The sequence below is a fragment of the Saccharopolyspora sp. NPDC002376 genome, from assembly GCF_053593195.1.
On record NZ_JBSFBZ010000013.1, the window covers coordinates 104,257 to 126,068 of the forward strand.

Annotated in this window: 23 protein-coding genes and 1 riboswitch; of the genes, 15 read left to right on the forward strand and 8 right to left on the reverse strand. The window is 70.0% G+C overall.

Annotated elements, in window-relative coordinates:
* The first annotated feature begins 4 nt into the window (after window positions 1–4).
* From ACWCO2_RS12020 to ACWCO2_RS12070, 11 genes are all read left to right on the forward strand, one after another.
* Window positions 5–706, forward strand: a complete 702-nt coding sequence (locus ACWCO2_RS12020; protein ID WP_450127745.1) for a CDP-alcohol phosphatidyltransferase family protein — start codon at window positions 5–7, stop codon at window positions 704–706.
* Window positions 707–881: 175 nt separating this feature from the next.
* Window positions 882–1,268, forward strand: a complete 387-nt coding sequence (gene gcvH, locus ACWCO2_RS12025; RefSeq protein ID WP_450127746.1) for a glycine cleavage system protein GcvH — start codon at window positions 882–884, stop codon at window positions 1,266–1,268.
* Between the two features lie 117 nt (window positions 1,269–1,385).
* Window positions 1,386–1,844 carry a glycogen accumulation regulator GarA gene (gene garA / locus ACWCO2_RS12030; protein ID WP_270953833.1) on the forward strand — a complete coding sequence of 153 codons (459 nt, stop codon included), beginning with the start codon at window positions 1,386–1,388 and terminating at the stop codon, window positions 1,842–1,844.
* Between the two features lie 401 nt (window positions 1,845–2,245).
* Window positions 2,246–2,722 (forward strand): bifunctional nuclease family protein, encoded by a 477-nt coding sequence (locus tag ACWCO2_RS12035; protein ID WP_270953834.1) that lies wholly within the window; start codon window positions 2,246–2,248, stop codon window positions 2,720–2,722.
* Between the two features lie 273 nt (window positions 2,723–2,995).
* Entirely contained in the window at window positions 2,996–3,565 is a 570-nt protein-coding gene (locus ACWCO2_RS12040) for a MerR family transcriptional regulator (RefSeq protein ID WP_450127747.1), read from the forward strand.
* An 89-nt stretch (window positions 3,566–3,654) separates the two neighbouring features.
* A riboswitch (glycine riboswitch) is annotated at window positions 3,655–3,756 on the forward strand.
* A 174-nt stretch (window positions 3,757–3,930) separates the two neighbouring features.
* Complete coding sequence (gcvP, locus tag ACWCO2_RS12045; RefSeq protein ID WP_450127748.1) at window positions 3,931–6,816, forward strand: aminomethyl-transferring glycine dehydrogenase; 2,886 nt, start codon at window positions 3,931–3,933, stop codon at window positions 6,814–6,816.
* A gap of 137 nt (window positions 6,817–6,953) precedes the next feature.
* Complete coding sequence (locus ACWCO2_RS12050; protein ID WP_450127768.1) at window positions 6,954–7,223, forward strand: HesB/YadR/YfhF-family protein; 270 nt, start codon at window positions 6,954–6,956, stop codon at window positions 7,221–7,223.
* A gap of 152 nt (window positions 7,224–7,375) precedes the next feature.
* Window positions 7,376–8,068, forward strand: a complete 693-nt coding sequence (locus ACWCO2_RS12055; protein WP_450127749.1) for an energy-coupling factor ABC transporter permease — start codon at window positions 7,376–7,378, stop codon at window positions 8,066–8,068.
* Window positions 8,069–8,073: 5 nt separating this feature from the next.
* Window positions 8,074–8,403, forward strand: a complete 330-nt coding sequence (locus ACWCO2_RS12060; protein WP_450127769.1) for a PDGLE domain-containing protein — start codon at window positions 8,074–8,076, stop codon at window positions 8,401–8,403.
* Window positions 8,404–8,405: 2 nt separating this feature from the next.
* Complete coding sequence (gene cbiQ / locus ACWCO2_RS12065; protein WP_450127750.1) at window positions 8,406–9,173, forward strand: cobalt ECF transporter T component CbiQ; 768 nt, start codon at window positions 8,406–8,408, stop codon at window positions 9,171–9,173.
* Window positions 9,161–9,940 carry an energy-coupling factor ABC transporter ATP-binding protein gene (locus ACWCO2_RS12070; protein ID WP_450127751.1) on the forward strand — a complete coding sequence of 260 codons (780 nt, stop codon included), beginning with the start codon at window positions 9,161–9,163 and terminating at the stop codon, window positions 9,938–9,940. Before cbiQ ends, ACWCO2_RS12070 begins: the two co-directional genes overlap by 13 nt.
* Before the next feature lie 7 nt (window positions 9,941–9,947).
* Here the strand turns inward: ACWCO2_RS12070 and ACWCO2_RS12075 are convergent, their stop codons facing one another.
* The 3 genes from ACWCO2_RS12075 to ACWCO2_RS12085 form a co-directional block, all read right to left on the reverse strand.
* Entirely contained in the window at window positions 9,948–10,457 is a 510-nt protein-coding gene (locus tag ACWCO2_RS12075; protein WP_450127752.1) for a hypothetical protein, read from the reverse strand.
* 80 nt (window positions 10,458–10,537) lie between these two features.
* Window positions 10,538–11,701, reverse strand: a complete 1,164-nt coding sequence (locus ACWCO2_RS12080; protein WP_450127753.1) for an MFS transporter — start codon at window positions 11,699–11,701, stop codon at window positions 10,538–10,540.
* Window positions 11,701–12,258: a Chromate resistance protein ChrB gene (locus tag ACWCO2_RS12085; RefSeq protein WP_450127754.1), complete on the reverse strand. Its 558-nt coding sequence runs from the start codon at window positions 12,256–12,258 to the stop codon at window positions 11,701–11,703. Before ACWCO2_RS12085 ends, ACWCO2_RS12080 begins: the two co-directional genes overlap by 1 nt.
* Window positions 12,259–12,996: 738 nt before the next feature.
* Here ACWCO2_RS12085 and ACWCO2_RS12090 point away from each other — a divergent pair.
* On the forward strand, window positions 12,997–13,590 hold the full coding sequence (locus ACWCO2_RS12090) for a TetR/AcrR family transcriptional regulator (RefSeq protein WP_450127755.1): 594 nt from the start codon (window positions 12,997–12,999) through the stop codon (window positions 13,588–13,590).
* A gap of 89 nt (window positions 13,591–13,679) precedes the next feature.
* On the opposite strand, the gene ACWCO2_RS12095 is transcribed toward ACWCO2_RS12090, so the two are convergent.
* Complete coding sequence (locus tag ACWCO2_RS12095) at window positions 13,680–14,249, reverse strand: TIGR03086 family metal-binding protein (RefSeq protein ID WP_450127756.1); 570 nt, start codon at window positions 14,247–14,249, stop codon at window positions 13,680–13,682.
* A 125-nt stretch (window positions 14,250–14,374) separates the two neighbouring features.
* On the opposite strand from ACWCO2_RS12095, the gene ACWCO2_RS12100 reads away from it, so the two are divergent.
* Together ACWCO2_RS12100 and ACWCO2_RS12105 are read left to right on the forward strand one after the other, a co-directional pair.
* A complete protein-coding gene (locus tag ACWCO2_RS12100; protein ID WP_450127757.1) occupies window positions 14,375–15,568 on the forward strand; it encodes a Bcr/CflA family multidrug efflux MFS transporter in 1,194 nt (397 codons plus the stop codon).
* A gap of 37 nt (window positions 15,569–15,605) precedes the next feature.
* A complete protein-coding gene (locus ACWCO2_RS12105) occupies window positions 15,606–16,778 on the forward strand; it encodes a GDSL-type esterase/lipase family protein (protein ID WP_450127758.1) in 1,173 nt (390 codons plus the stop codon).
* A gap of 8 nt (window positions 16,779–16,786) precedes the next feature.
* Here ACWCO2_RS12105 and ACWCO2_RS12110 read toward each other — a convergent pair whose 3' ends face one another.
* Window positions 16,787–17,755 carry a DUF5937 family protein gene (locus ACWCO2_RS12110; protein ID WP_450127759.1) on the reverse strand — a complete coding sequence of 323 codons (969 nt, stop codon included), beginning with the start codon at window positions 17,753–17,755 and terminating at the stop codon, window positions 16,787–16,789.
* A 102-nt stretch (window positions 17,756–17,857) separates the two neighbouring features.
* Between ACWCO2_RS12110 and ACWCO2_RS12115 the strand changes: the two genes are divergently transcribed.
* Window positions 17,858–19,150 (forward strand): MFS transporter, encoded by a 1,293-nt coding sequence (locus tag ACWCO2_RS12115; protein ID WP_450127760.1) that lies wholly within the window; start codon window positions 17,858–17,860, stop codon window positions 19,148–19,150.
* On the opposite strand, the gene ACWCO2_RS12120 is transcribed toward ACWCO2_RS12115, so the two are convergent.
* The 3 genes from ACWCO2_RS12120 to ACWCO2_RS12130 form a co-directional block, all read right to left on the reverse strand.
* Entirely contained in the window at window positions 19,125–20,000 is an 876-nt protein-coding gene (locus ACWCO2_RS12120; RefSeq protein ID WP_450127761.1) for a 3-methyladenine DNA glycosylase, read from the reverse strand. The genes ACWCO2_RS12115 and ACWCO2_RS12120 overlap by 26 nt on opposite strands.
* A 27-nt stretch (window positions 20,001–20,027) precedes the next feature.
* On the reverse strand, window positions 20,028–21,548 hold the full coding sequence (locus ACWCO2_RS12125; protein ID WP_450127762.1) for a protein kinase domain-containing protein: 1,521 nt from the start codon (window positions 21,546–21,548) through the stop codon (window positions 20,028–20,030).
* A 69-nt stretch (window positions 21,549–21,617) separates the two neighbouring features.
* On the reverse strand, window positions 21,618–21,812 hold a 195-nt coding region (locus ACWCO2_RS12130; protein ID WP_450127763.1), incomplete at its 5' end, for a CBS domain-containing protein.

A 21,812-nucleotide genomic window follows, 5' to 3' on the forward strand; every position in this document is an offset into this window, starting at 1 on the left:
GCTCGTGGTGCAGGACGCCGAGCGCACCACGGAGAACGCCACGAGCGGAGGCCACGGGGGCAACCCCGGCCACCCGCAGGATGGCCGCCCGGATCCCGGCATAGCCCGGATCCGCGAAGTCGCCGCCGGGGTGTGGGCCGATCCATGGTGGACACTGCCGAACCTGCTCAGCGTGCTCCGCCTGGCCGGGGTGCCGCTGTTCCTCTGGTTGCTGCTCGGCCCGCAGGCCGACCTGCTTGCCCTGCTGATGCTGGTGATCAGCGGGGTCACCGACTGGCTCGACGGCAAGCTCGCCCGCTGGCTCAACCAGTACAGCCGCCTTGGCGAACTGCTCGATCCGGCTGCCGACCGGCTCTACATCATCGCCACGCTGATCGCCTTCGTGCTGCGGGATGTCGTGCCTTGGTGGGTCGCCGCCGCGCTGGTGTTGCGGGACGTGGTGCTGACGTTGTGCCTGCCAGTGCTGCGCTGGCACGGCTACGAGCCGCCCGAAGTGCACTACCTCGGCAAGGCCGCGACGTTCTGCCTGATGTACGCGTTCCCGCTGTTGTTGCTGGTGCAGGAGGAATTCCCGCTGTCCGAAGTGGTGCGTCCGATCGCCTACGCCTTCACCTTCTGGGGCGGCGCGCTGTACCTGTGGGCCGGAATCCTCTACCTGGGCCAGGTCGTGGCCGCGGTGCGCCAAGCGCGCTCCAGAACGGCCTGAGATCCCCGCATGCGCTGGACGGCTGACGTCGATTCTGCCGACAGCGCACTCCTCCCACGCCGCCGCGAGCCGTCTTGCGGGCGGTGCCGCGCGCTGCATACGCTCGCCGAGCCGATCACGCCCACAGCGCGCGATCGGTGAGCCAAGTAGCAGCGGACGAGGAAGGCGGGACCACGTGGCGGCCCCGGACGAGATCAAGTACACCGAAGAGCACGAGTGGATCCAGCGCACCGGCGAGGACACCGTGCGCATCGGGATCACCGACTACGCCCAGCAGCAGCTCGGCGACGTGGTGTTCGTGCAGCTGCCGGACGTGGGGCAGAAGGTCGCCGTCGGGGACTCCATGGGCGAGGTGGAGTCGACCAAGAGCGTCTCGGACATCTACGCCCCCGTCACCGGTGAGGTGGCCGCGCGCAACGACGAGCTCGAGGACCAACCGGAGTTGGTCAACTCGGCCCCGCAGGGTGACGGCTGGATGGTCGAGATCAAGCTCGCCGATCCGGACCAACTGGCCGGTCTGCTCGACGCCGAGGCCTATCAAAAGGTGATCGACCAGGCATGATCATCGATCTGTCGGGGTCGACGACGAGAATGTCGGGAGTCCCGCGTCCCACGCCTGTCCAGGCACGGTACGTTGGGTACCTACTTGGCACGATCTATCCGCGTGGAGGAGACTCAGGTGAGCCAGAACAGCGGCTACGGCGACGTTCCGCCAGAACAGTCACCGGAGACCACCTCGGTCTTCAGGCCTTTCCTCTCGGAGCAGGAAAGCCCCGAGAGCCCGGCCCCGGAGCCCGCCGCCGCGTCCGGGGTCGACGCACTGCCCGCAGGGTCCGCACTGCTGGTGGTCAAGCGCGGTCCCAATGCGGGTTCGCGGTTCCTCCTGGACCGCGAGACCACCAGCGCGGGACGGCACCCGGACAGCGACATCTTCCTCGATGACGTCACGGTTTCCCGCCGACACGCAGAGTTCCGGCGCGAGGGCAACGACTTCGTGGTGGTCGACGTCGGCAGCCTCAACGGCACCTACGTCAACCGGGAACCGGTGGACACCTCGGTGCTCGCCAACGGTGACGAGGTGCAGATCGGCAAGTTCCGGTTGGTCTTCCTGACCGGGCCGATCGACGGCGGCCGCTGAGCCGCCGGATTCGACTTTCGACCCGCCAGCGGGGCGGCGCCGCACCGGCGTCGCCCCGCTGGCGCGTCGCGGTATTTGCGCGATCGGGGTCGATGGCATCCGCGGCGGGGAATTTCTCGACGCCGCAACCGGTTTTCCCGTTGCAGCGGCTTCATTTCCAGCGGTCCCGCGGGACCGCAGCGGTGTATCGTGCTGGTAATGCTCGATGACGAGCTCAGCCAGCGGTTCGGACCCGGCGTTCGGATCAGGTGCCCGAGCGGGCAAGCCGCGACAGCGGTGGTCGACCAGGCCGCCGGAGGGATTGGGCGTAGCCGCCGTATCGCGGGTAGCGTCGGAGGCGTCGGTGCGCGATCCTCGACGGGGATGTCACGCTTCGGCGCGCTGGAGGAGGCGATGTGACGATGAGCAGCGAGATGCGCGTCGTCGGCGTGCGAGTGGAACTACCAGCCAACCAGCCGATCCTGTTGTTGCGCGAGGCGAACGGCGAGCGCTACCTGCCGATCTGGATCGGCTCGGTCGAAGCGACGGCCATCGCGCTCGAGCAGCAGGGCGTGCGACCGCAACGACCGCTGACCCACGACCTGCTCAAGGACGTCATCGGCGCCCTGGGGCGCGATCTGGAGCAGGTGCGGATCACCGATCTGCAGGAAGGCACCTTCTTCGCCGAGCTGGTGTTCGACGGGGACGTGCGGGTTTCGGCGCGGCCGAGCGACTCGGTTGCCCTGGCGTTGCGCATCGGGGTGCCGATCCACGCCGACGAGTCGGTGCTGGACGAGGCCGGGCTGATCATCCCGGACGAGCAGGAGGACGAGGTGGAGAAGTTCCGCGAGTTCCTCGACTCCGTGTCTCCCGAGGACTTCCGCGGCGCGGACACCTGAGGCGTCGCAGACCCGAGATCTGACATCCGGCCCCCGCTTGCAGTTGCAGGCGGGGGCCGGGTCGTCCCGGCGCCCGCGCGTCGCGTTGACCTCCTCGCGAGGCAGGCATACCGTCGGGTTACGCGAAATCGCCCTGGTGTGATTCAGCGGGTGAACCGCCGATGCGGCGGTGCTGCGCCGCTGGCTGTCGGCGGGGTGTTCGCGGCCCTGATCGCAATCGATTCGGGCGCTGGTGATCGTCGTCGGCGACAAGCCGGACGAGGGGAGGCAGGCGTGGTCGAGGAAGCGTCCAACGGGGATGCTGCCGCGGAGCAGGGTGGGCTGTTCCCAGACGCCTCGCTGCCGGACGAACTGGTCGGCTACCGGGGCCCGGCCGCCTGCCAGATCGCCGGCATCACTTACCGCCAGTTGGACTACTGGGCGCGCACCAAGCTGGTCGGCCCGTCCATACGCGGTGCGGCCGGTTCCGGCTCGCAACGGCTGTACTCGTTCAAGGACATCCTGGTGCTCAAGGTGGTCAAGCGCCTGCTGGACACAGGGGTGTCGCTGCACAACATCCGGGTCGCGGTGGAGCACCTGCGCAACCGCGGCGTCGAGGACCTGGCGCGGCTGACGTTGTTCAGCGACGGGACGACGGTCTACGAGTGCACCTCTGCCGAGGAGGTGGTCGACCTGCTGCAAGGTGGTCAGGGCGTGTTCGGCATCGCCGTCAGCGGTGCGATGCGCGAGATCAGCGGCACCATCCACGAGTTCCCGGCCGAGCGGGCCGACGGCGGCGAGATGGTGCAGGCGGCGGACGAGCTGTCCCGCCGTCGCCGGGACCGCCAGGCCGAGACCGGCTGACCAGCCCTGGCCGTGATCGAAAGACTGTGCCGCAGCTCGCATCAGAGGTCCGCGCGGGCCACCTGATCGGGTAGGCTGCGACACATCGCCGACCCCGTGCGGGAGAGTCCGGCCCGGCCTAGCCGCGGTCGGCGCCGAAGGAGCAAAACCTCCCCGACAACCTCTCAGGCCACCTGGACCGCACGGGCGAGATACCTCTGGAAAGAGGTGGTGCCATTCGCTGGCACCACCCGCCGACGGTGCAAGCCCGGTCCCCGGGTGAAGCTCTCAGGCGTTCGCTTCGCGGACGGTGACAGAGGGGGAGAGCAGCGCAGTCCTGGCTGTACTGCCGCCCCTGTGTTCGCCGCGATGATTGAGGTTTGGCGATGTCCGACGTGACCCACGACCGCATTCCCCTGGCCGCTCTGGAGCACGGCACGCCGTTCTCCGACCGGCACGTCGGGCCGTCCCCGGCCGAACTGGCCCGCATGCTCGACGTGATCGGCGTCGGTTCGCTGGAGGAACTGGGCCGCAGCGCGGTGCCGGACGCGATCCGCGAGGACGACCTGCGCTTGGCGCTGCCCCAGCCGGCCACCGAGACCGCTGCGCTTGCCGAGCTGCGCGACCTCGCGCGCCGCTGTCACCCGCACACCGAGATGATCGGGCTCGGTTACTACGGCACCACGACCCCGCCGGTCATCCTGCGCAACGTGTTGGAGAACCCGGCCTGGTACACCGCGTACACGCCGTACCAGCCGGAGATCTCACAGGGCCGGCTCGAGGCGCTGCTGAACTTCCAGACGATGGTGGCCGACCTGGCCGGGGTGCCGGTGGCCAACGCGTCCATGCTGGACGAGGCGACCGCCGCGGCCGAGGGCATGACGCTCGTGCGCCGCGCCGGCAAGTCCAAGTCGCCGCGCTTCCTGGTCGACTCCGACACGCTGCCGCAGACCATCGCGGTCATCCAGACCCGCGCCGAGCCGCTGGGCATCGAGGTCGTCGTCGCCGACCTGTCGGCAGGGCTGCCCGAGGACGAGTTCTTCGGCGCGCTGCTGTCCTACCCGGGTGCTTCGGGTTCGGTGCGCGACCACGAGCGGATCATCGCCGAGGCGCACGAGCGCGGGGCGAAGGTCGTGGTGGCGTCCGATCTGCTGGCCCTGACGCTGCTGCGCGCGCCCGGTGAGATCGGTGCGGACGTGGTCGTCGGCAGCACCCAGCGATTCGGCGTGCCGATGGGCTTCGGTGGTCCGCACGCCGGATTCATGGCCGTGGCCAAGGGATTCGAGCGGCAGCTGCCCGGCCGACTGGTCGGTGTGAGCGTCGACGCCGACGGCAACAAGGCCTACCGCCTGGCGTTGCAGACCCGGGAGCAGCACATCCGCCGCGAGAAGGCGACCAGCAACATCTGCACCGCGCAGGTCCTGCTGGCCGTGGTGGCGTCGATGTACGCCGTCTACCACGGTCCGGCCGGGCTGAAGGCGATCGCTACCCGCGCGCACCGGATGGCGTCCGTGCTGGCCGAGCAGCTGCGGCGCGGCGGCGTCGAGGTGCTGCACCAGGACTTCTTCGACACGATCGTCGCGAAGGTGCCGGGGCGGGCCGATGAGGTCGTGTCCGCGGCGCGGCGCGGCGGCATCAACCTGCGGCGCATCGACGTCGACCGGGTGGGCATCAGCTGCGACGAGACCACCACGCGCGCCAACCTGGCGACGGTGTGGCAGGCCTTCGGCATCGACGGCGTGGACGTCGACGAGCTGGACGCGCAGACCTCCGACGCGCTTCCGCTGGCGCTGCTGCGCACCTCCGAGTACATGACGCACCCGGTGTTCCACAGCCACCACTCCGAGACCTCGCTGCTGCGCTACCTGCGGCGGCTGTCGGACAAGGACGTCGCGCTGGACCGCAGCATGATCCCGCTGGGGTCGTGCACGATGAAACTCAACGCGACCGCCGAGATGGAGCCGATCACCTGGCCGGAGTTCGGTTCGCTGCACCCGTTCGCGCCCGCGCAAGACGCCGAGGGTCTGCTGTCGCTGGTCAAGGACCTGGAGACCTGGCTGGCCGAGGTCACCGGTTACGACGCGGTGAGCCTGCAGCCCAACGCCGGTAGCCAGGGTGAGTTCGCCGGTCTGCTGGCCATCCGCGCCTACCACCGCAGCCGCGGTGCGGCCGACCGGGACTTGTGCCTGATCCCGGCCAGCGCGCACGGCACCAACGCCGCCAGCGCGGTGATGGCCGGGATGCGCGTGATCGTGGTGCGCTGCGACGAGCAGGGCAACATCCAGCTGGACCACCTGCGCGAGCTGGTCGCCGAGCACGCCGACGACCTCGCCGCGATCATGATCACCTACCCGTCCACGCACGGCGTCTACGAGGACACCGTGCGCGAGGTGTGCGGTCTCGTGCACGACGCCGGCGGCCAGGTCTACGTCGACGGCGCGAACCTCAACGCGCTGATCGGCCTGGCCCGGATGGGCAAGTTCGGCTCCGACGTCTCGCACCTGAACCTGCACAAGACGTTCTGCATCCCGCACGGCGGCGGTGGCCCGGGCGTCGGCCCGATCGGCGTGCGGGAGCACCTGTCGCCGTTCCTGCCGAACCACCCGCTGCAGCCGGCGGCCGGTCCGGAGACCGGGGTGGGCCCGATCAGCGCGGCGCCGTGGGGCAGCGCCTCGATCCTGCCGATCTCGTGGGCCTACGTGCGGATGATGGGTGCCGACGGGCTGCGGCGCGCGACGCTGACCGCGGTCGCGGCGGCCAACTACGTGGCGCGGCGGCTCAACAACTACTTCCCGGTGCTCTACACCGGCAAGGGCGGCTTCGTCGCCCACGAGTGCATCCTGGACCTGCGCGAGATCAGCAAGACCAGCGGCATCAGTGTGGACGACGTGGCCAAGCGGCTGGCCGACTACGGCATCCACGCGCCGACCATGTCGTTCCCGGTGGCCGGGACGCTGATGGTGGAGCCGACCGAGAGCGAGAACCTGGCCGAGCTGGACCGCTTCTGCGAGGCCATGATCGCGATCCGCGCGGAGATCGACAAGGTCGTCGCCGGGCAGTGGCCGGCCGAGGACAACCCGCTGGTCGGTGCCCCGCACACGGCCGAGTGCCTGGCCAAGGACTGGGACCACGCCTACTCCCGCGAGGAGGCGGCCTATCCGCTGGGTACGGACGTGGCGAAGGTGTGGCCGCCGGTCCGCCGCATCGACGGCGCCCGAGGCGACCGCAACCTGGTCTGCTCCTGCCCTCCGCTGGACGCCTACCAGTCCTGATCGCCTGCCGGCCCCCGCTCGATGTGGGCGGGGGCCGTCGGGTGACACGCGGGGGTTGGCCCGGTTTGCGCGCCCTGCGGGACGGATGACACGGTGGCTCCTTCACCTGACCGGCTCCGACAAGGGAGTTGAGCATCATGCTCACCATCAGTGAGAGCGCCGCCGAGGTCATCAAGCTCGTCCTCGTCGGTGGTGACTCTCAAGAAGGCTCCGGGTTGCGCATCGCGCCGGCCGGGGACGGATTGCAGGCGTCGATCGCCGAGGCGCCCCAGGAGGGCGACGAGGTGATCGAGACCTCCGGGGTCCGGGTGTTCCTCGAACAGCAGGTCGCCACCCTGCTCGGGGACAAGACGCTGGATGCCGAAAGGGACGCCAACGGCGAACTGGCGCTGGCAGTCAGAGACTGATCCGAAGGACTTGCGGACGACCCGGGTGCTTTTGCCCGGGTCGTCTGTTTTTGCTTGCGAGAATGCGATCAGCACCTCTTGCCAAAGTCTGGTGACAGCACCTCGCGGGCAACTACCCTCCATAGGCAGTTGGATGTGCGGGAGGGTGCGAGATGCGGACCGAGACGCTCGCGATGCACATGAGCGACGGGTTGCTGAGCGCGCCGACGGCGGTGCTGTTCGCCGCTGTCGCGGTGGCGGGGTTGTCCCTGGCGCTGGTCAAGGCGCGCGGTGACCTCGACGATCGGACTGCGCCGATGGCCGGTCTGGTGGCCGCGTTCGTGTTCGCTGCGCAGATGATCAACTTCCCGGTGCTGCCGGGCGTGAGCGGGCACTTGCTGGGCGGTGCGCTGGCGGCGATCCTGGCCGGGCCGTGGGTGGGCGCGCTGTGCGTGGCCATCGTGCTGGTGGTGCAGGCGCTGCTGTTCGCCGACGGCGGGCTGACCATGCTCGGCGCGAACATCACCAACATGGCCTTGATCGGCACCGCGGTCGGCTATTTCGTCGCGCTGGCCTTGCGCCGCGTGGCCACTCGCAGCAGGGGCGGGTTGCTGGTGACCGCGTTCGTCGCGGCTTGGGTGAACACCGTTGCCGCGTCCGGAGGTTTCGTCCTGGAGTACGCCATCGGTGGCGCGGCCGGTTACGGCACCGGTACCGCTGCGATCGCCGTGGTCGGTGTGCACTGCTTGATCGGGTTGGGCGAGGGCGTGATCACCGCTGCCACTGTTGGCGCAGTGGCAGCGGTGCGGCCGGACCTGATCCACCTGCTGCGCGTTGCTCGTGTTGAGAAGGAGGCCGTGCGGTGACGGGGATGCGACGGTTCCTGCTGGTGTTCGGACTGGTGGTGCTGGTCATCGCCGGTGGGGTGGCCTACTTCGCCGACTCCGACCCGGACGGCTTGGACGCGGTGACCCAGCAGGGCTGCCAGGTGGTGCAGACCGACCAGGGCGAGCAGCTGACCGGGCACTGCATCGCGCAGAACACCGAGGACCACGCGCTTTCCGGCGGTCCGCTGGCGGATTACACCATTCGCGGTGACGATCGCTGGACCGGTCTTGCGGGCGTGATCGGCGCGGCGGTCACCCTGATCGCGGCCGGCGGCCTGTTCTGGGGACTGCGCCGGCGGACCGGGAGCGAATAGCGGTGGGCGCCGGGCACGCGAGCGCGTTGCACCTGCCGGGTGCTTCGGCGTTGCACCGGCTGTCGCCGGAGGTCAAGATCGTCGCCGCGTTCCTGGTCGTGCTGTGCGTGGTGGCGACTCCGCGCGAGGTGTTCTGGGCCTTCGGCGGGTACGCGGTGCTGCTGGCCGCGTTGGCTCTGCTCGCGCGGATCCCGCCGCGCTGGTTGGCCGCCCGCCTGCTGATCGAGGTGCCGTTCGTGGTGCTGGCCCTGGTGCTGCCGTTCACCGCTGGAGGCGCGACGACGGATGTGGCGGGCCTGTCGCTGTCCACCGAGGGACTGCTGGCGGGCTGGAACATCCTGGTCAAGGGCACGCTCGGGCTGGCGACATCGCTGCTGCTGGCCGCCACCACCGCGCCGCGCGAGCTGGTGGTGGGTCTGCAGCGGCTGCACGCGCCGAAGTCGTTGATCACGATCATCACGCTGATGCTGCGCTACGCCGAGGTGATCGTGGCCGAGGCGGACCGGATGCGCATCGCCCGCATCTGCCGCGGGCACGACCCGCGATTCCTGTGGCAGGTCGGAGCAACCGCGCGGGGCATCGGCAGCCTGTTCATCCGCTCCTACGAGCGGGGTGAGCGGGTGCACCTGGCGATGGTTTCGCGGGGGTGGCGCAGCGCGATGCCCGACCTCGGCGAGTCGCGCCGCACGTCGTCGGCGATGTGGTGGTGGGGCATGGCCGCACCCGCCGTCGCCGCTGTTCTCCTGGGAGCCGCGCTGTGGACAGCCTGAGCAAGACCTCGCCCGAACGCGCTGCGGCGTCGGAAGACGTCGCGGTACTGGAGGTTTCCGGGCTGACCTACGAGTACCCGGACGGGCACCGCGCGTTGCGCGGCCTGGACCTGCGCGTCGAGCGCGGGGAGCGGGTCGCCGTGCTCGGGCCCAACGGCGCGGGCAAGACGACGATGACGCTGCACCTCAACGGCGTGCTGCGTGCTGGGTCGGGGCGGATTGAGGTGGGCGGGCTGCCGGTGCAGCAGCGGAACCTGACCGAGATCCGCCGTCGTGTCGGGCTGGTCTTCCAGGACCCCGACGACCAGCTGTTCATGCCGACCGTGCGCGAAGACGTCGCGTTCGGCCCGGCCAACTTCGGGCTGCGGGGCGCTGAGCTGGCACAACGGGTCGAGTCGGCGTTGGCTGCGGTGGGGATGGCCGAGCACGCCGACCGCTCGCCGCTGCACCTGTCCGGCGGGCAGCGCAAGCGCGTCGCGCTGGCCACCGTGCTGGCCTGCGACCCGGAGGTCCTGGTGCTGGACGAGCCGTCGTCGAACCTGGAGCCGGTGGCCCGCCGCGAACTGGCCGAGGTGCTCCTGGACTGGGGCGGCACGATGCTCATGGTCACCCACGACCTGCCCTACGCCTGGCAGCTGTGCCCGCGCAGCGTGCTGATCGACGACGGCGCGGTGGTCGCCGACGGACCGACCGCCGAGATCCTGGCCGACGCCGAACTGCTCGCCGCGCACCGCCTGGAGCTGCCGTTCGGCTTCCAGCTGCCCTGATGCCGCGTCACCGGATTCGGCCCCACGGCTTGAAAACCGACAGCAGGTAGGCGGTGAGCAGCAGGTTCGGCCCGATCATCACCGGGTACAACAGGATGGTGGGGATCGCGCCGGTGCCACCGCTGGCGAGGTGGGTGCCGGCGTCGGCCGCCTGGTTGATGAGCGGGCGCAGCGCGACGACGATCAGCACCGCGAAGACCACGTTGATGCCGAGCTTGACCGCCACCCACCAGTACCGCAGCAGTCCGTACTTGCTGCCCAGCCCGAGCACGACTCCGGTGGCCAGGCACAGGACGCCGGCGGTGAACATCGGCCAGACGGCGAAGATCCCGACGGCTTGCAGCGCGGCACCCGCGGTCGCGGGCGAGTCGGTGACCAGGGCCGTGACGGCGAGGATGCCGAGGGCGAGGTCGATGCCGAACCACGTCGCCGCGGCCAGGAGGTGCGCGGCGAGGAGCGCCTTGCGGCCGCGAACGCTGAGCCTGCGGCTGGTGGGGCGCGCTGTCGTGGTCGTCATCGGATCCCTCCTGTCGGGCAGCTCGTTGAAGCGTGGCCGACAGGAGGGATCCGCTCATCCGATGCGGAGCTGAACCTCGTCTACGTCCGCTGACGTAGACGCGCCGTGCGCAGGCCGAAGGCGATCGCAGGTCCGAGGGCGATCAGCACTGCGAGCACGACGTAGCCGGAGGCGAGACCGGCGAGCGTGGCGACCGTCGCGACGAGCAGCGGGCCGCCCGCGTCGCCGAGTTCGCGGCCGAGCTCGGCGGCACCCATCGTCTGGCCCAGCCGCTCCTGCGGGGTGGAGGCGGCCAGGGCAGCGAAGCCGAGCGGGGTGATCAGGCCGGTTCCGATGCCGATGAGAGCGGCGGCCAGCAGTACCCCGAGCAAGCCGGGAATCACCGGGCAGAGCAAGCCCACCGCGGTGATCGCGAGGCCGATCGCGATGCCGCGGGGTGGGGTGAGGCGGCCGGTGTCCAGAGCTCGCCCCGCGTTCGGCTGCACGACGGCCGCGCAGGCGGCCAGCACCGACACCGCGGCTCCGGTGGCGATCGGGCCCAGCCCGGCCAGGCGGCCGGTCACCGGCAGGAAGCCCACACCCACCGACAGCGCAGCGGTCGCCGCGGCCAGCGCCGCGGTCGGGGCGAGGAACGCCGGGTCGGTCAGGCGTCGGACCAGGTCCAGCACCGTCTGCCGGGTCTTGGGCAGCGGCGGGGTCGCGGGGACGTCGACCGCGGCCCAGATGGCGACTCCCAGACCGAGCAGCGCCAGCACCGCGAACAGCAGCTGGAGCCCGCCGACCCACACCAGGACGCCGCCCAGCAGCGGTCCCAGCGTGTAACCGATGGACTTGTAGAAGCCGTAGGAGCCGAAGGCGCGGCCGTGCTTGGCCGCCGGGTTGAGCCGGGCGACCAGCGCGGAGGCCGAGGGGGAGAAGGCCGACGCCGCAGCGCCCTGTCCCAGGCGGGCCACCCACAGCCAGGCGGGGCTGTCGGCGATGACGTAGGTCGCCGACGCGGCAGCGAAGCCCAGCAGGCCGCCGATCAGCACCGGACGGGCGCCGATGTGGTCGGCGAAGGCGCCGAACAGCGGTTTGAGCAGGACCTCGGCGCCGTCGTAGAGGGCGAGCAACCCGCCGAGCACCAGCAGGGAGGTGACCGCGTCAGCGGTGAAACCGCCGAGGTTCGCGGCGATGCTGTGAGCGCCGAAGGCGGTGGTGAAACCTGCCGCGTACAGCGGCCACATCTGGCGGGGCATGCTCATCACATCTCCCCGTTCGAGTTGTGCAGCACGCCGAAAACGCGTTCGGCGTAGTCTTCGCACACTGCCGTGCACATCTTGAGCTGTTCGGCGGCTTCGGCTGCTTCCGGAGCGCCGAAGACGTCCCGGGCGGTCAGGTCGCGGTGCCAGCGCCGCAGCCGTTCCAGGGACTGCTCCTCTTCTTCCAGCTCGGCCAGGGTGAACTTGGCGTTGCGGATCTCCTTGGCGATCTCGGCCTCGAACTTGCCGCAATCGGCGAGGAACTCGGTCCAGTCCTCCGAGCGCGCCGCGGTGAACCGCTCCTGCAGCGCGGCGGCATCGGCTTCGCCGCGCCCGGCGGCGTCCAGAGCCAGGGCTTGGCCACCGGCCTGCTGGGTCAGCTCGACGGCGCGGGCGATGCCGTCGGCGAACACCGGCACGTCGGGCACGCTCCACACGCCCTGCCCGAGAGAGAGCGCTCCGATCTTGCGGAGTTCCCGCCACACGGCGACCCGGTGCCGGGACGGTCCGGTCGGAACCTTGATCACGAGGACCAGCCAACGAAGGGAAGCTTCTGCCACGCCGAGAAATGTAGCACCTGTTACAACGGGTTGGAACCGATGTCCGGAACGGGCAAGGACGCGTCCGCCAGTGGGAAGACCGGCCGCAAGCACTACGGCGCAGCCTGCCTCGGCGCGGACTACGTCAACTCGCTGTTCCGCTGACCATGACGGAAAGGCCGATGTTCATTCCACATTGGACGCAGGCGAGCGGTGCGACTGTAGTGGTGGGCTGCTTCTCCGCGCCGAGTTCGGCCATCCGCCCGCTGGCCTGCGATGAGCGGATCTACGCGATTTCAATGGAAATTCGACGTGCGATTTCCGTTGAATTTGCGCATCCGCGGGGACGGCGAGTGATCGGGTGTGGAATTCTCAATCGTGCCAAGGGAAAACCGATCAACGGGAGAGGTGGGTGTTCCTACGCGGTGGGTGCGATGGTGGGTGCTGGCCGCGTGCTTGCCGTATCCCCCCTCGGGAGCGCGCGGCCGGCTCGCTTTCCTGAGTGGAACACGTGGCGCAGTCCGGTTCTCGCCTCGCTCAGGGCATCTCGGCGCCGGTTCACTCGTGGTGCTTGCGCGGTCACTCAGCCTCAGATTCGCCGATGGTTCGTCGCGGAAGGTCTGGATGCTCGCGTGGGGTTGCTGTGATTGTGCTCATCCACCAGCGCGATTCGTTCATGTACGGTGGGGAAATCGTCGCGTCGGGGGTGAACGAGACGAACACGCGCAGCCCGGACGAGTCGAGCACAATTAAGAGGCCATGCCGAAGATCATCGATCATGACCAGCGACGTCGAGAGATCGTCGAGGTCGCCAAGAAGCTCATCATCGAAGGCGGATTCGAAGCCGCCACCATGCGCAGCATCGTCGCTGCGGCGGGCTACGCCAACGGTGCGCTCAAGAGATATTTCCCCAGCAAGGACTGCATCATCGCGGCCACCTTCCAGAGCGCGCTGGCCGAGATGGATGACCGGATCCGCGTGCAGGGCCCGGAACCTGATGCGCCGGTGGCGGCGCTGCGCCGCTACGTCGAGGCCGCGATGCCGCTCGACAAGTACCGGATCGACGCGGCCCGCATCCTGCTGGCGCTGTGGGAGCACTCGGTGTCCAACGCCGAGTTGGCCGAGCTCTACCGCGATCACCTGCGCACCTGGCGCGGCCAGTTGGCGGAGCTCATCGCAGCGGCGCGCGGCAAGGGTGAACCAGCCGACGCGCCCGCAGTCGCTGCTCTGGTGGGGGAGGTCGTCAACGCGTCCATCGGCGCGAACGTGACCTGCCTGATGTACCCCGACGGTGCCCTGGTCCAGGAGCACCGCGCCTACATCGACCGCTTCGTGCGCCGCATCGCCGACTGAGCACCTGCCGCCCGGGGCCGGTGTTTCCCAAATTTCCCTAAAATTGGGAAGCCCGCCCCGGGTGCGGCGTCCACATCGGACCCGGAAGGTCAGGGGTGCCAGGTCGGGGCGCGGCCGGTCAGGGCGACGAGCCGATCCAGCTTCGGGGCGTCCGGAGCGACCTCGACGGGGTTGCCGAACGGGCTGCCCTGGCCCCCGTTCTCGGTCGCCGGGCCGACGAACTCCAGGCACGCGGTCAACGACTCCTCGTCGCAGGTGAATGGTTGGCCGGTAGCCTTCGCGAGATCCCAGCCGTGCACCACCAGTTCGTCGAGCCCGTCGAGCCCCACCACAGCGCCGGGCGCCTCGACACCACCGGCTTGCGTCATACCCTCCCAAGCCGTTGGTTCGTCCCAGGCCTCGGCCATCGCGGTCACCTGCTCGGGGACGAGGGTGCGCCAGTCGGCGGGGAGGCGGGATGCGTCCCCGGACGGCCTCTGCCCGGTCAACGAGCGGTCCTTCGCCGCGGCGGCGGTGAACGCCAGGCTCAGGCCGCTGATGTGGTCGATCAGGTCGCCGACCGCGTACTCCGAGCACGGTGTCGGGGCGGTGAGCTGGGCATCGGTGACGTTGGCCAGCAGCGCAGCCATCCGGTCTGCGGCTGGGGTCAGGGCAGGCATCGTGGAGCTCCTCTCGCGAACTGTGCACCGATGCAGACCAGCGCGCGCCACCGAACTCATCGGCGTGCGGTGGGTCGGTTAACGTTCTGTCGGCTTTATTCGCGCGGCGAACGAACGAGGGCGGGATGTCTGAACCGAACAGGACCAAGTACGTGCTGATCCTGGGCGGGCTGTCCGCGTTCGGTCCGCTGTCCATCGACATGTACCTGCCGGCCTTCCCGGAGATCGCCGCCGAGCTGGGCACCGGGGCCTCGCAGGTCCAGCTGTCGCTGACGGCGTGCACCCTCGGACTCGCGCTGGGGCAGCTGGTCGCCGGGCCGCTCTCGGACACCTACGGCAGGCGGCGTCCGCTGCTGGTCGGCCTGGTGGTGTTCACGCTGGCCTCGCTGCTGTGCGCCATCGCGCCGTCCGCGTACGCGTTGGCCGGGTTGAGGCTGGTGCAGGGCTTGGGCGGGGCGGCTGGGATCGTCATCGCGCGGGCCGTGGTGCGCGACATGTACTCCGGCGTGGCGATGGCCCGGTTCTTCTCACTGCTCATGCTGGTCAACGGGCTGGCACCGATCCTCGCGCCGCTCATCGGTGGGCAACTGCTGCGCGTGACGTCGTGGCGCGGGGTGTTCCTGGCGCTCGGGCTGATCGGGGCGTTGCTGCTGGCCGCGACCGCGTTCGGCGTGCGCGAGACGCTGCCCGCGGAGTCCCGGCGACCCGGGAACCTGGGCGAAACGTTGCGCACATTCCGGGCGCTGCTCGGCGACCGGGTGTTCGTCGGGTACTCGCTGTCGGCCGCGTTGGCGTTCGCGGCGATGTTCGCCTACATCTCGGGCTCGTCGTTCGTGCTGCAGGACGTCTTCGGCATGTCGCCGCAGACGTTCAGCCTGGTCTTCGGGATCAACTCGCTGGGCATCATCCTCGTCGGACAGCTCAACGCGCGTCTGGTCGACCGCGCCGAACCCCGTCGGCTGCTGGCCATCGGCCTGGGCGTCAACGCGCTCGGCGGGGTCGCGGTGGCGGTGTCCGCGCTGGTCGGGGCTGGGCTGGTCGGTCTGCTGCCGGCGTTGTTCCTGGTCGTGTCCAGCATCGGCATGGTCTCCCCGAACGCCACGGCGCTGGCGTTGTCCGGGCATCCCGAGACCGCGGGGAGCGCTTCGGCGCTGCTCGGCGTGATGCAGTTCTCAGCCGGAGCACTGGCCGCGCCGCTGGTCGGCTCGGCGGGCACCGACACCGCACTGCCGATGGGCCTGGTGATGGGTGCGTTGTCGCTAGCTGCGGTGCTGGTCTTCGTTGTGCTGGCCCGTCGCGCGCAGCAAGAAGAGAAATGACGTGCGGCTTCGGCATTCGGTTGAAAAGGTGGGAACCATGAACGCCTCACCCGCGACGGAGTGGATCACCACACCGATCACAGTGGACATCCTGCGCGGTGCGCTCGACCTGGAACGCACCGAACGCGGCGTGCTGCCGCACCGACTGCCCGCGAAAGCCCGCGCGCAGAGCTCCGACGGTCAACTGCCCATGGCCGAATCCCAGCCGTCCGGTGTGCGGCTGGGATTTCGGACGACGGCGACTGCCATCGAGCTGGACGTGCTGCCCACCAAGACGGTCTACCGCGGCGCCCAGACCCTGCCGGGCAACGCCTACGACCTGCTCGTAGACGGCCGCCTCGCCGACAGGGCCATAGCGGACGGCGGCAACGTCCTGACCATCGACATGGCCGCGGGCACCATGACCACCGAGTCCGGTCCGGTCGCCACCATCCGGTTCGCCGACCTCGCTGCCGAGGCGAAGGACGTGGCGATCTGGCTGCCGTACCGGGAGATCACCGAACTCGTCGCGCTGCGCACCGACGCACCGGTCGAGCCCGTCCCGGACCGGGGCCGCCGGGTGTGGCTGCACCACGGCAGTTCGATCAGCCACGGCTCGAACGCCGAGAGCTCCACCACGACGTGGCCCGCGCTGGCCGCCGCCACCGGCGAGGTGGAGCTGATCAATCTGGGGCTGGGCGGCAGTGCCCTGCTCGACCCGTTCACCGCCCGCGCGCTGCGCGACACCCCGGCGGACCTGATCAGCGTCAAGATCGGCATCAACATCGTCAACGCCGACCTGATGCGCCTGCGCGCCTTCGGCCCGGCGGTCCACGGCTTCCTCGACACCATCCGCGAGGGGCACCCGACCACGCCGCTGCTGGTGGTCTCGCCGATCCTGTGCCCGATCCACGAGGACACCCCAGGCCCCGGTGCGCCGGTGTTCGACGGCGGAGTGGTGCACTTCCGGGCCTCCGGTGACCCGGCGGAGCGCGCGGCCGGGAAGCTGACGCTCAACGTGATCCGCGACGAACTAGCCCGCATCACCGCAGTTCGGGCGGCCGACGACCCGAACCTGCACTACCTCGACGGGCGCGAGCTCTACGGCGAGGACGACTTCGCGGAACTCCCGCTGCCCGACGCCCTGCACCCGGACGCCACCACCCACCGCCGCATCGCCGAACGCTTCGCGAAGCACGCCTTCCGCTCAGCAGGCCCGTTCTCGCTGTAGTCGGTCGCTCAAGCCGACCGGTCGAGCAGCGTTTCGGCCAGGTCGGTCCGGCTGTAGAGCACGTACCGCCCTTCCCGGTGCACCGAGACCAGCCCAGCATCGCGGAGCGCGGTCAAGTGCTGCGACGCATTCCCGGCGGACATCTGCGTTCGGCGGGCGAGCTCGGTGGTCGACCTCGGGACGGACAGCTCGGCCAGCAGCACCGTCCGGGACCGACCGAGGACCGCGGCCAACGCGTCGAGCGAGGCGGGCTGCTTCGGTTCCCAGAGGGCGGCGATGCCGCGCGACGGGTAGCGCAGCGCGCTCGGCCACAACGGCTCCAGCTTGGAGAAGACGGTCGGCCACAGGAACGTGGACGGCACCAGCACGAGCCCGCGGCCGTCGAGGACGTGCGTGCCCTTGAAGCACCGGTGCTGCACGTGCAGAACATCTTCGCGCCACTCGACCTGCGGGCTGAGCTCGTTGAACAGCTGCGCGGCCCCACCCTCCACCAGCAGCGCGCCTCGGTGCCGGATGTCCTGGTCCAGCAGCTCGAGCATCTCCGGCCACCACGGCTCGATGGCAAGTGCCCAGTAGTCCTCGATCGCCCGGGCCAGCCGGGGTAGTTCGCCGGTCGGGTCGGCGTGCAGCCGACGAACCGGTTCTGAAGGTGCGTGCACGGCGTGCTCGATCATCGTCCGGACCGAGTGCGCCGGCACCGACCGGAGGTCGTCGAGCTCCTCAGTCAACGTCGGCCGCTGCACGGTCGGGACCGGGGCGAGGAAGCCGGGCAGGATCTTGCTCGGCGTCTGTACCAGGTCGAACAGCAGCGACAGGTCGGCGGTGCCGCGGTCGAGCCGAGGTTCGACCTCGGCCCGCCACGAGTGGTGCAGCGGGTGCCGCCGCCACTCCTTCAGGACGCGCACGCTGGCCGTGACCTCCCACAGCGGAGACCGGGCGAACCGGATCCGGGCCAGCCCCTCGGCCGACATCGTCATCTCGAGCAGTGGATGCCTCCCGGTGATCGATGCGGCCGATGATCGATTCGACTCAGTCTAAATTCCTGGCCCCGATCTGGGGGAGGCCGTGATCGTCGGAGCGTGATCGAAAATCGAGCAGTCACCGACTCCGCCCGGTTGCCGGGGGCGTTCCGGTCGTTCTTCGGCGCGGTCATCGGCAGCGACTTCGGCACCCAGGTCAGCTACGTCGCGCTGCCGCTGACCGCGGTCCTCGCCCTCGGCGCTGGCCCGGCGGAGGTCGGTGCCCTTACCGCGCTCACCACGTTCGCGTTCCTGCTGATCGGCCTGCCCGCTGGGGCCTGGGTGGACCGGTTGCCGCGCCGGGCGGTGATGATCACCTCGGACGCCGTGCGCACCGTTCTGTACGGATCGGTCCCGGTCGCCTGGCTGCTGGGGATGCTGTCGATGCCGCAGCTGTACAGCGTTGCGCTGTTGGGCGGAGTGGCGACGGTGTTCTCCGAGGTGGCCGCCCAGACGTTCCTGCCGGAGATCGTGGGCCGGGCGAAGCTGGTGCAGGCCAACGCTCGGCTGATGGGCATGCGCGGGGTCAACCAGATCATCGGGCGCAGCGCCGGGGGAGTGCTGGCGTCGGCGATCACGGCGCCGGTCGTGATCGCGCTTGACGCGGTCAGCTACGCGATCTCGGCGGTCGTGCTCTGGCGGATCAAGGGATCGGGACCGGCAGTTCCGGCGCGGCCGAAGTCGCGGGTGTGGCCGGACGTGCGGGACGGGCTGCGCCACGTGCTCGGGCACCGGATGCTGCGGCCGCTGGCGGTGGAAGGCGCGCTGACGAACTTCGCCTCGACGCTGGCGATCACGGTGCTGCCGGTGCTGTTCGTCCGCGAACTCGGGCTCGACCAATGGGTTCTCGGCGCTTTCCTGGCCATCGGTGGTTGCGGGGCGCTGGCCGGGGCGAGCATCGCGCGTGCTCTTGCGGCCCGGTTCGGGCACGGCCGGGTGCTGTGGATCGCCGGGGTCGCGGCGAGCGCCGCCGGGTGCGTCGTGCCGCTGCTGGGCAGCGGTGCCTGGCTGTGGGTGGTGGTCGCCGCGTGGTCGATGATCATCACCAAGGTCGGCATCGGCAACGTGCTGGCGGTGAGCCTGCGGCAGTCGGCCACCCCGGATCACCTGATGGGCCGGATGAACGCCACGTTCCGGTTCCTGCTCACCGGCGCGCTCGCCGTCGCTGCCGTGTTGGCCGGCCTGCTCGGTGAGGTAGCGGGCGTCCGCGCGGTGCTGTGGGTTTCGGCCGGAACCTTCGCGTTGAGCTGGCTCGTCGTTTTCCTCTCACCGGTGCGCTCCCTGCGGGACCTGCCCGAGCAGCCGGAACTGGAGCGGCCGGCCCCGGTCACGCCGGCTGCTGGGCCCAGGTGAGGACTTCGCGGCAGGTGTTGATCAGGCGCTGGCGCAACTCCGCTGCTTCGGCGGCGAAGTCGCGCTGGCGTCGGACGTAGTCCGCACGGCCCTCGGGCGTCTCGATCTGGACCGGCGCGTAGTCGAGTTCACGCAGGTCGTAGGGACTGGCTCGCATGTCCAGCTCACGGACTCGAACAGCCAGATCGAAGCAGTCCGCGACCAGCTCGGCAGGCACGAACGGGTCCAGCTTGTAACACCACTTGAACAGATCCATGTTCGCGTGCAGACACCCCGGCTGTTCGAGCTGGACCTGGTCGGTGCGCTCGGGCTGGAGGGTGTTGAGCGGGCGGGCCGGTGGGGTAAAGAAGCGGAAGGCGTCGTAGTGCGTGCAGTTGACCTGCATCGAGTCCACGACCTCGTCGGTGCCGTCGTGCCCGAGCCGCAGCGGCCAGCCGGTGTGGCGGACGTCGGCCGGTTGCGTGCGGTAGACCATGGCCCACTCGTGCAGCCCGAAGCAGCCCAGCCGGGCCGTGCGGGAAGCGGTGGCGCTGAGCAGGCCGAGCACGAACTCCGCAGTGCTGCGCCGCTTCTCGGTGAACGCCGCCGGATCGAGCGCGACGCCGTCAGGAGTCGTCGTGAAACCGCGTCGGGCCAGGAACTCCTCGCCGCCGATCAGGGTGACGCCCACGCCCGGCTGCCAGCGCTCCAACCGCGCCGGGCGGAAGGAGTAGTAGGTGAACAGGAAGTCCAGCACCGGGTGCTTGCGGTGCTCGTGCTGGCGCTCGCGGTGCGGACGGGTCCACTGGGCGACGCGTTCTCGGTGGGCGGCCTGCCGGGCCCGCCACTGGTCTTCGGACAGCACGGTCATCGCCGGTCAAGGGTAGTCGGGGCCGCCTCAGCGGTGGAACCGCACCCAGTCCAGGTCCATGAAGGGGAAGGACTCGTCGGCGATGACCGACAGGTGCACGTTGTGCTGCCCGGTCAGCGGGCGCAGCAGGTCGACCGGCACCACCTTCCAGTCTTCCTCGTGCTTCGAGGTCACCGGGATCTTGGCGATCAGCTCACCGGACGGCCCGCCCAGGCGGAGCTCGATCTTGCCCTTGGCCTCGTCGGCGGTGACGCGCAGCCTGGCGGAGACCTCGGTTGCCGTAGCGGAGCCGAATTCGACGTTGTCGAAGGTGAGCGAGGATCCGTCCTGCATCGGACCGGCGAATTGGATGGTCCCGCCCTCGCCGCGCTCGGAGCCGAGCCAGCCGGCGTTGCTGCCGGAGGTTGCGCGCTCGGCCTCAAGCAAGCCGAAGGGGCTGTCGTCGGGGGCCGGGTTGGGTGAGTGCTCGGGAGCCGCTCGCCCGAGAACGCCTGCGGGGACCGGCTCACCGGCGCGCCCGAGCATGAATCCGCCGGTCGCCGCGCCGACCGCGAGCAACGCGGCCGCGCCGAGCACGATCGCGGTGCGAGTCGTGGAGCGCTTCGCGGCCGGTGCAGGTGCCGTGGGCTGGTCGGACGGGGGAGTGGTGGGGGTGATCGGTCGGGGCGGTTCGATGTCGCGGAGGTAGTTTTCGAACGGGTGCTCCCCGGCTTGGCGGGCGAGGTCGTGCACCCGCTGCCGCACCTCCAGCAGCGGCATCCGGAGGGCCGGGTCCTTGACCATCAGCCCGCTGATCACCTCGCCGATCGGCCCGGTCTGCCGGTGCGGCGGCACCGGGCCGTGCACGATCGAGCTGATGGTGATCAGCGGATCACCGGTGCTCTCGTAGGGCAGGCGTCCTTCGGCCGCGGCGAAGAGCATGGCGCCGAAGCTCCACAGGTCCGCGTTCGCGCCGAGCTCGCCGCCGATCGCGATCTCCGGAGCCAGGTAGGCGGGAGTGCCGACCAGCACACCGGAGCGGGTGAGGGTGGATTCCGCGGTGCTGCGGGACATGCCGAAGTCGGCGAGCTTGACCTGGCGGCCGGCGCCGAGCAGCACGTTGCCGGGTTTGACGTCGCGGTGCACGATGCCCATCTCGTGCGCCGCCTGCAGCGCCGCCGCGACACCATCGGCGAGCACGGCCAGCTTCGCGGGCGGGAGCGAGCGGTGCTTGTTGAGCAGCTGGGAGAGGCTCAGACCGCGCACCAGCTCCATCACGACGAACGGCTGCTCGTTCTCGCGCGCGACGTCGTAGAGCAGCACGGTGTTCGGGTGGTTGAGCGCGGCCATCGCCCGCGCCTCGCGCAGCGCGCGTTCTCGCATTTCAGCCGCGTGCTCCTCGGCGAGGCCGGGGGACAGGCGGAGTTCCTTGACCGCGACAGGGCGGTGCAGCAGCTCGTCGGTTCCGGCCCAGACGTGGCCCATCGCGCCGCGGCCGATGGTGCCCTCCAGGCGGTAGCGAGCGCCGATCAGACGATGTTCGGGGGCGGTGTCTGCGGGGTGAGGCACCCCCTGATCATCTCGTACTTGCCTCGAACGAGTGAACGGGTCGGGCAATCTCGCCCGACCCGTTCATCGTCAGTGCACGTGTGTGGTGTCGCGGACGGTGCCGACGTATTCCTCGACGAGGTCTTCCATCGCCACGACACCCACCGGACTGCCGGCGGCGTCGACCGCGGTGGCCAGGTGACTGCGTTCGCGCCGCAGTGATGCGAGTGCTTCGTCCAGCCGCGCCTCGGCCGGGACCGTTGGCAGGCGGCGGATCCGGGACGC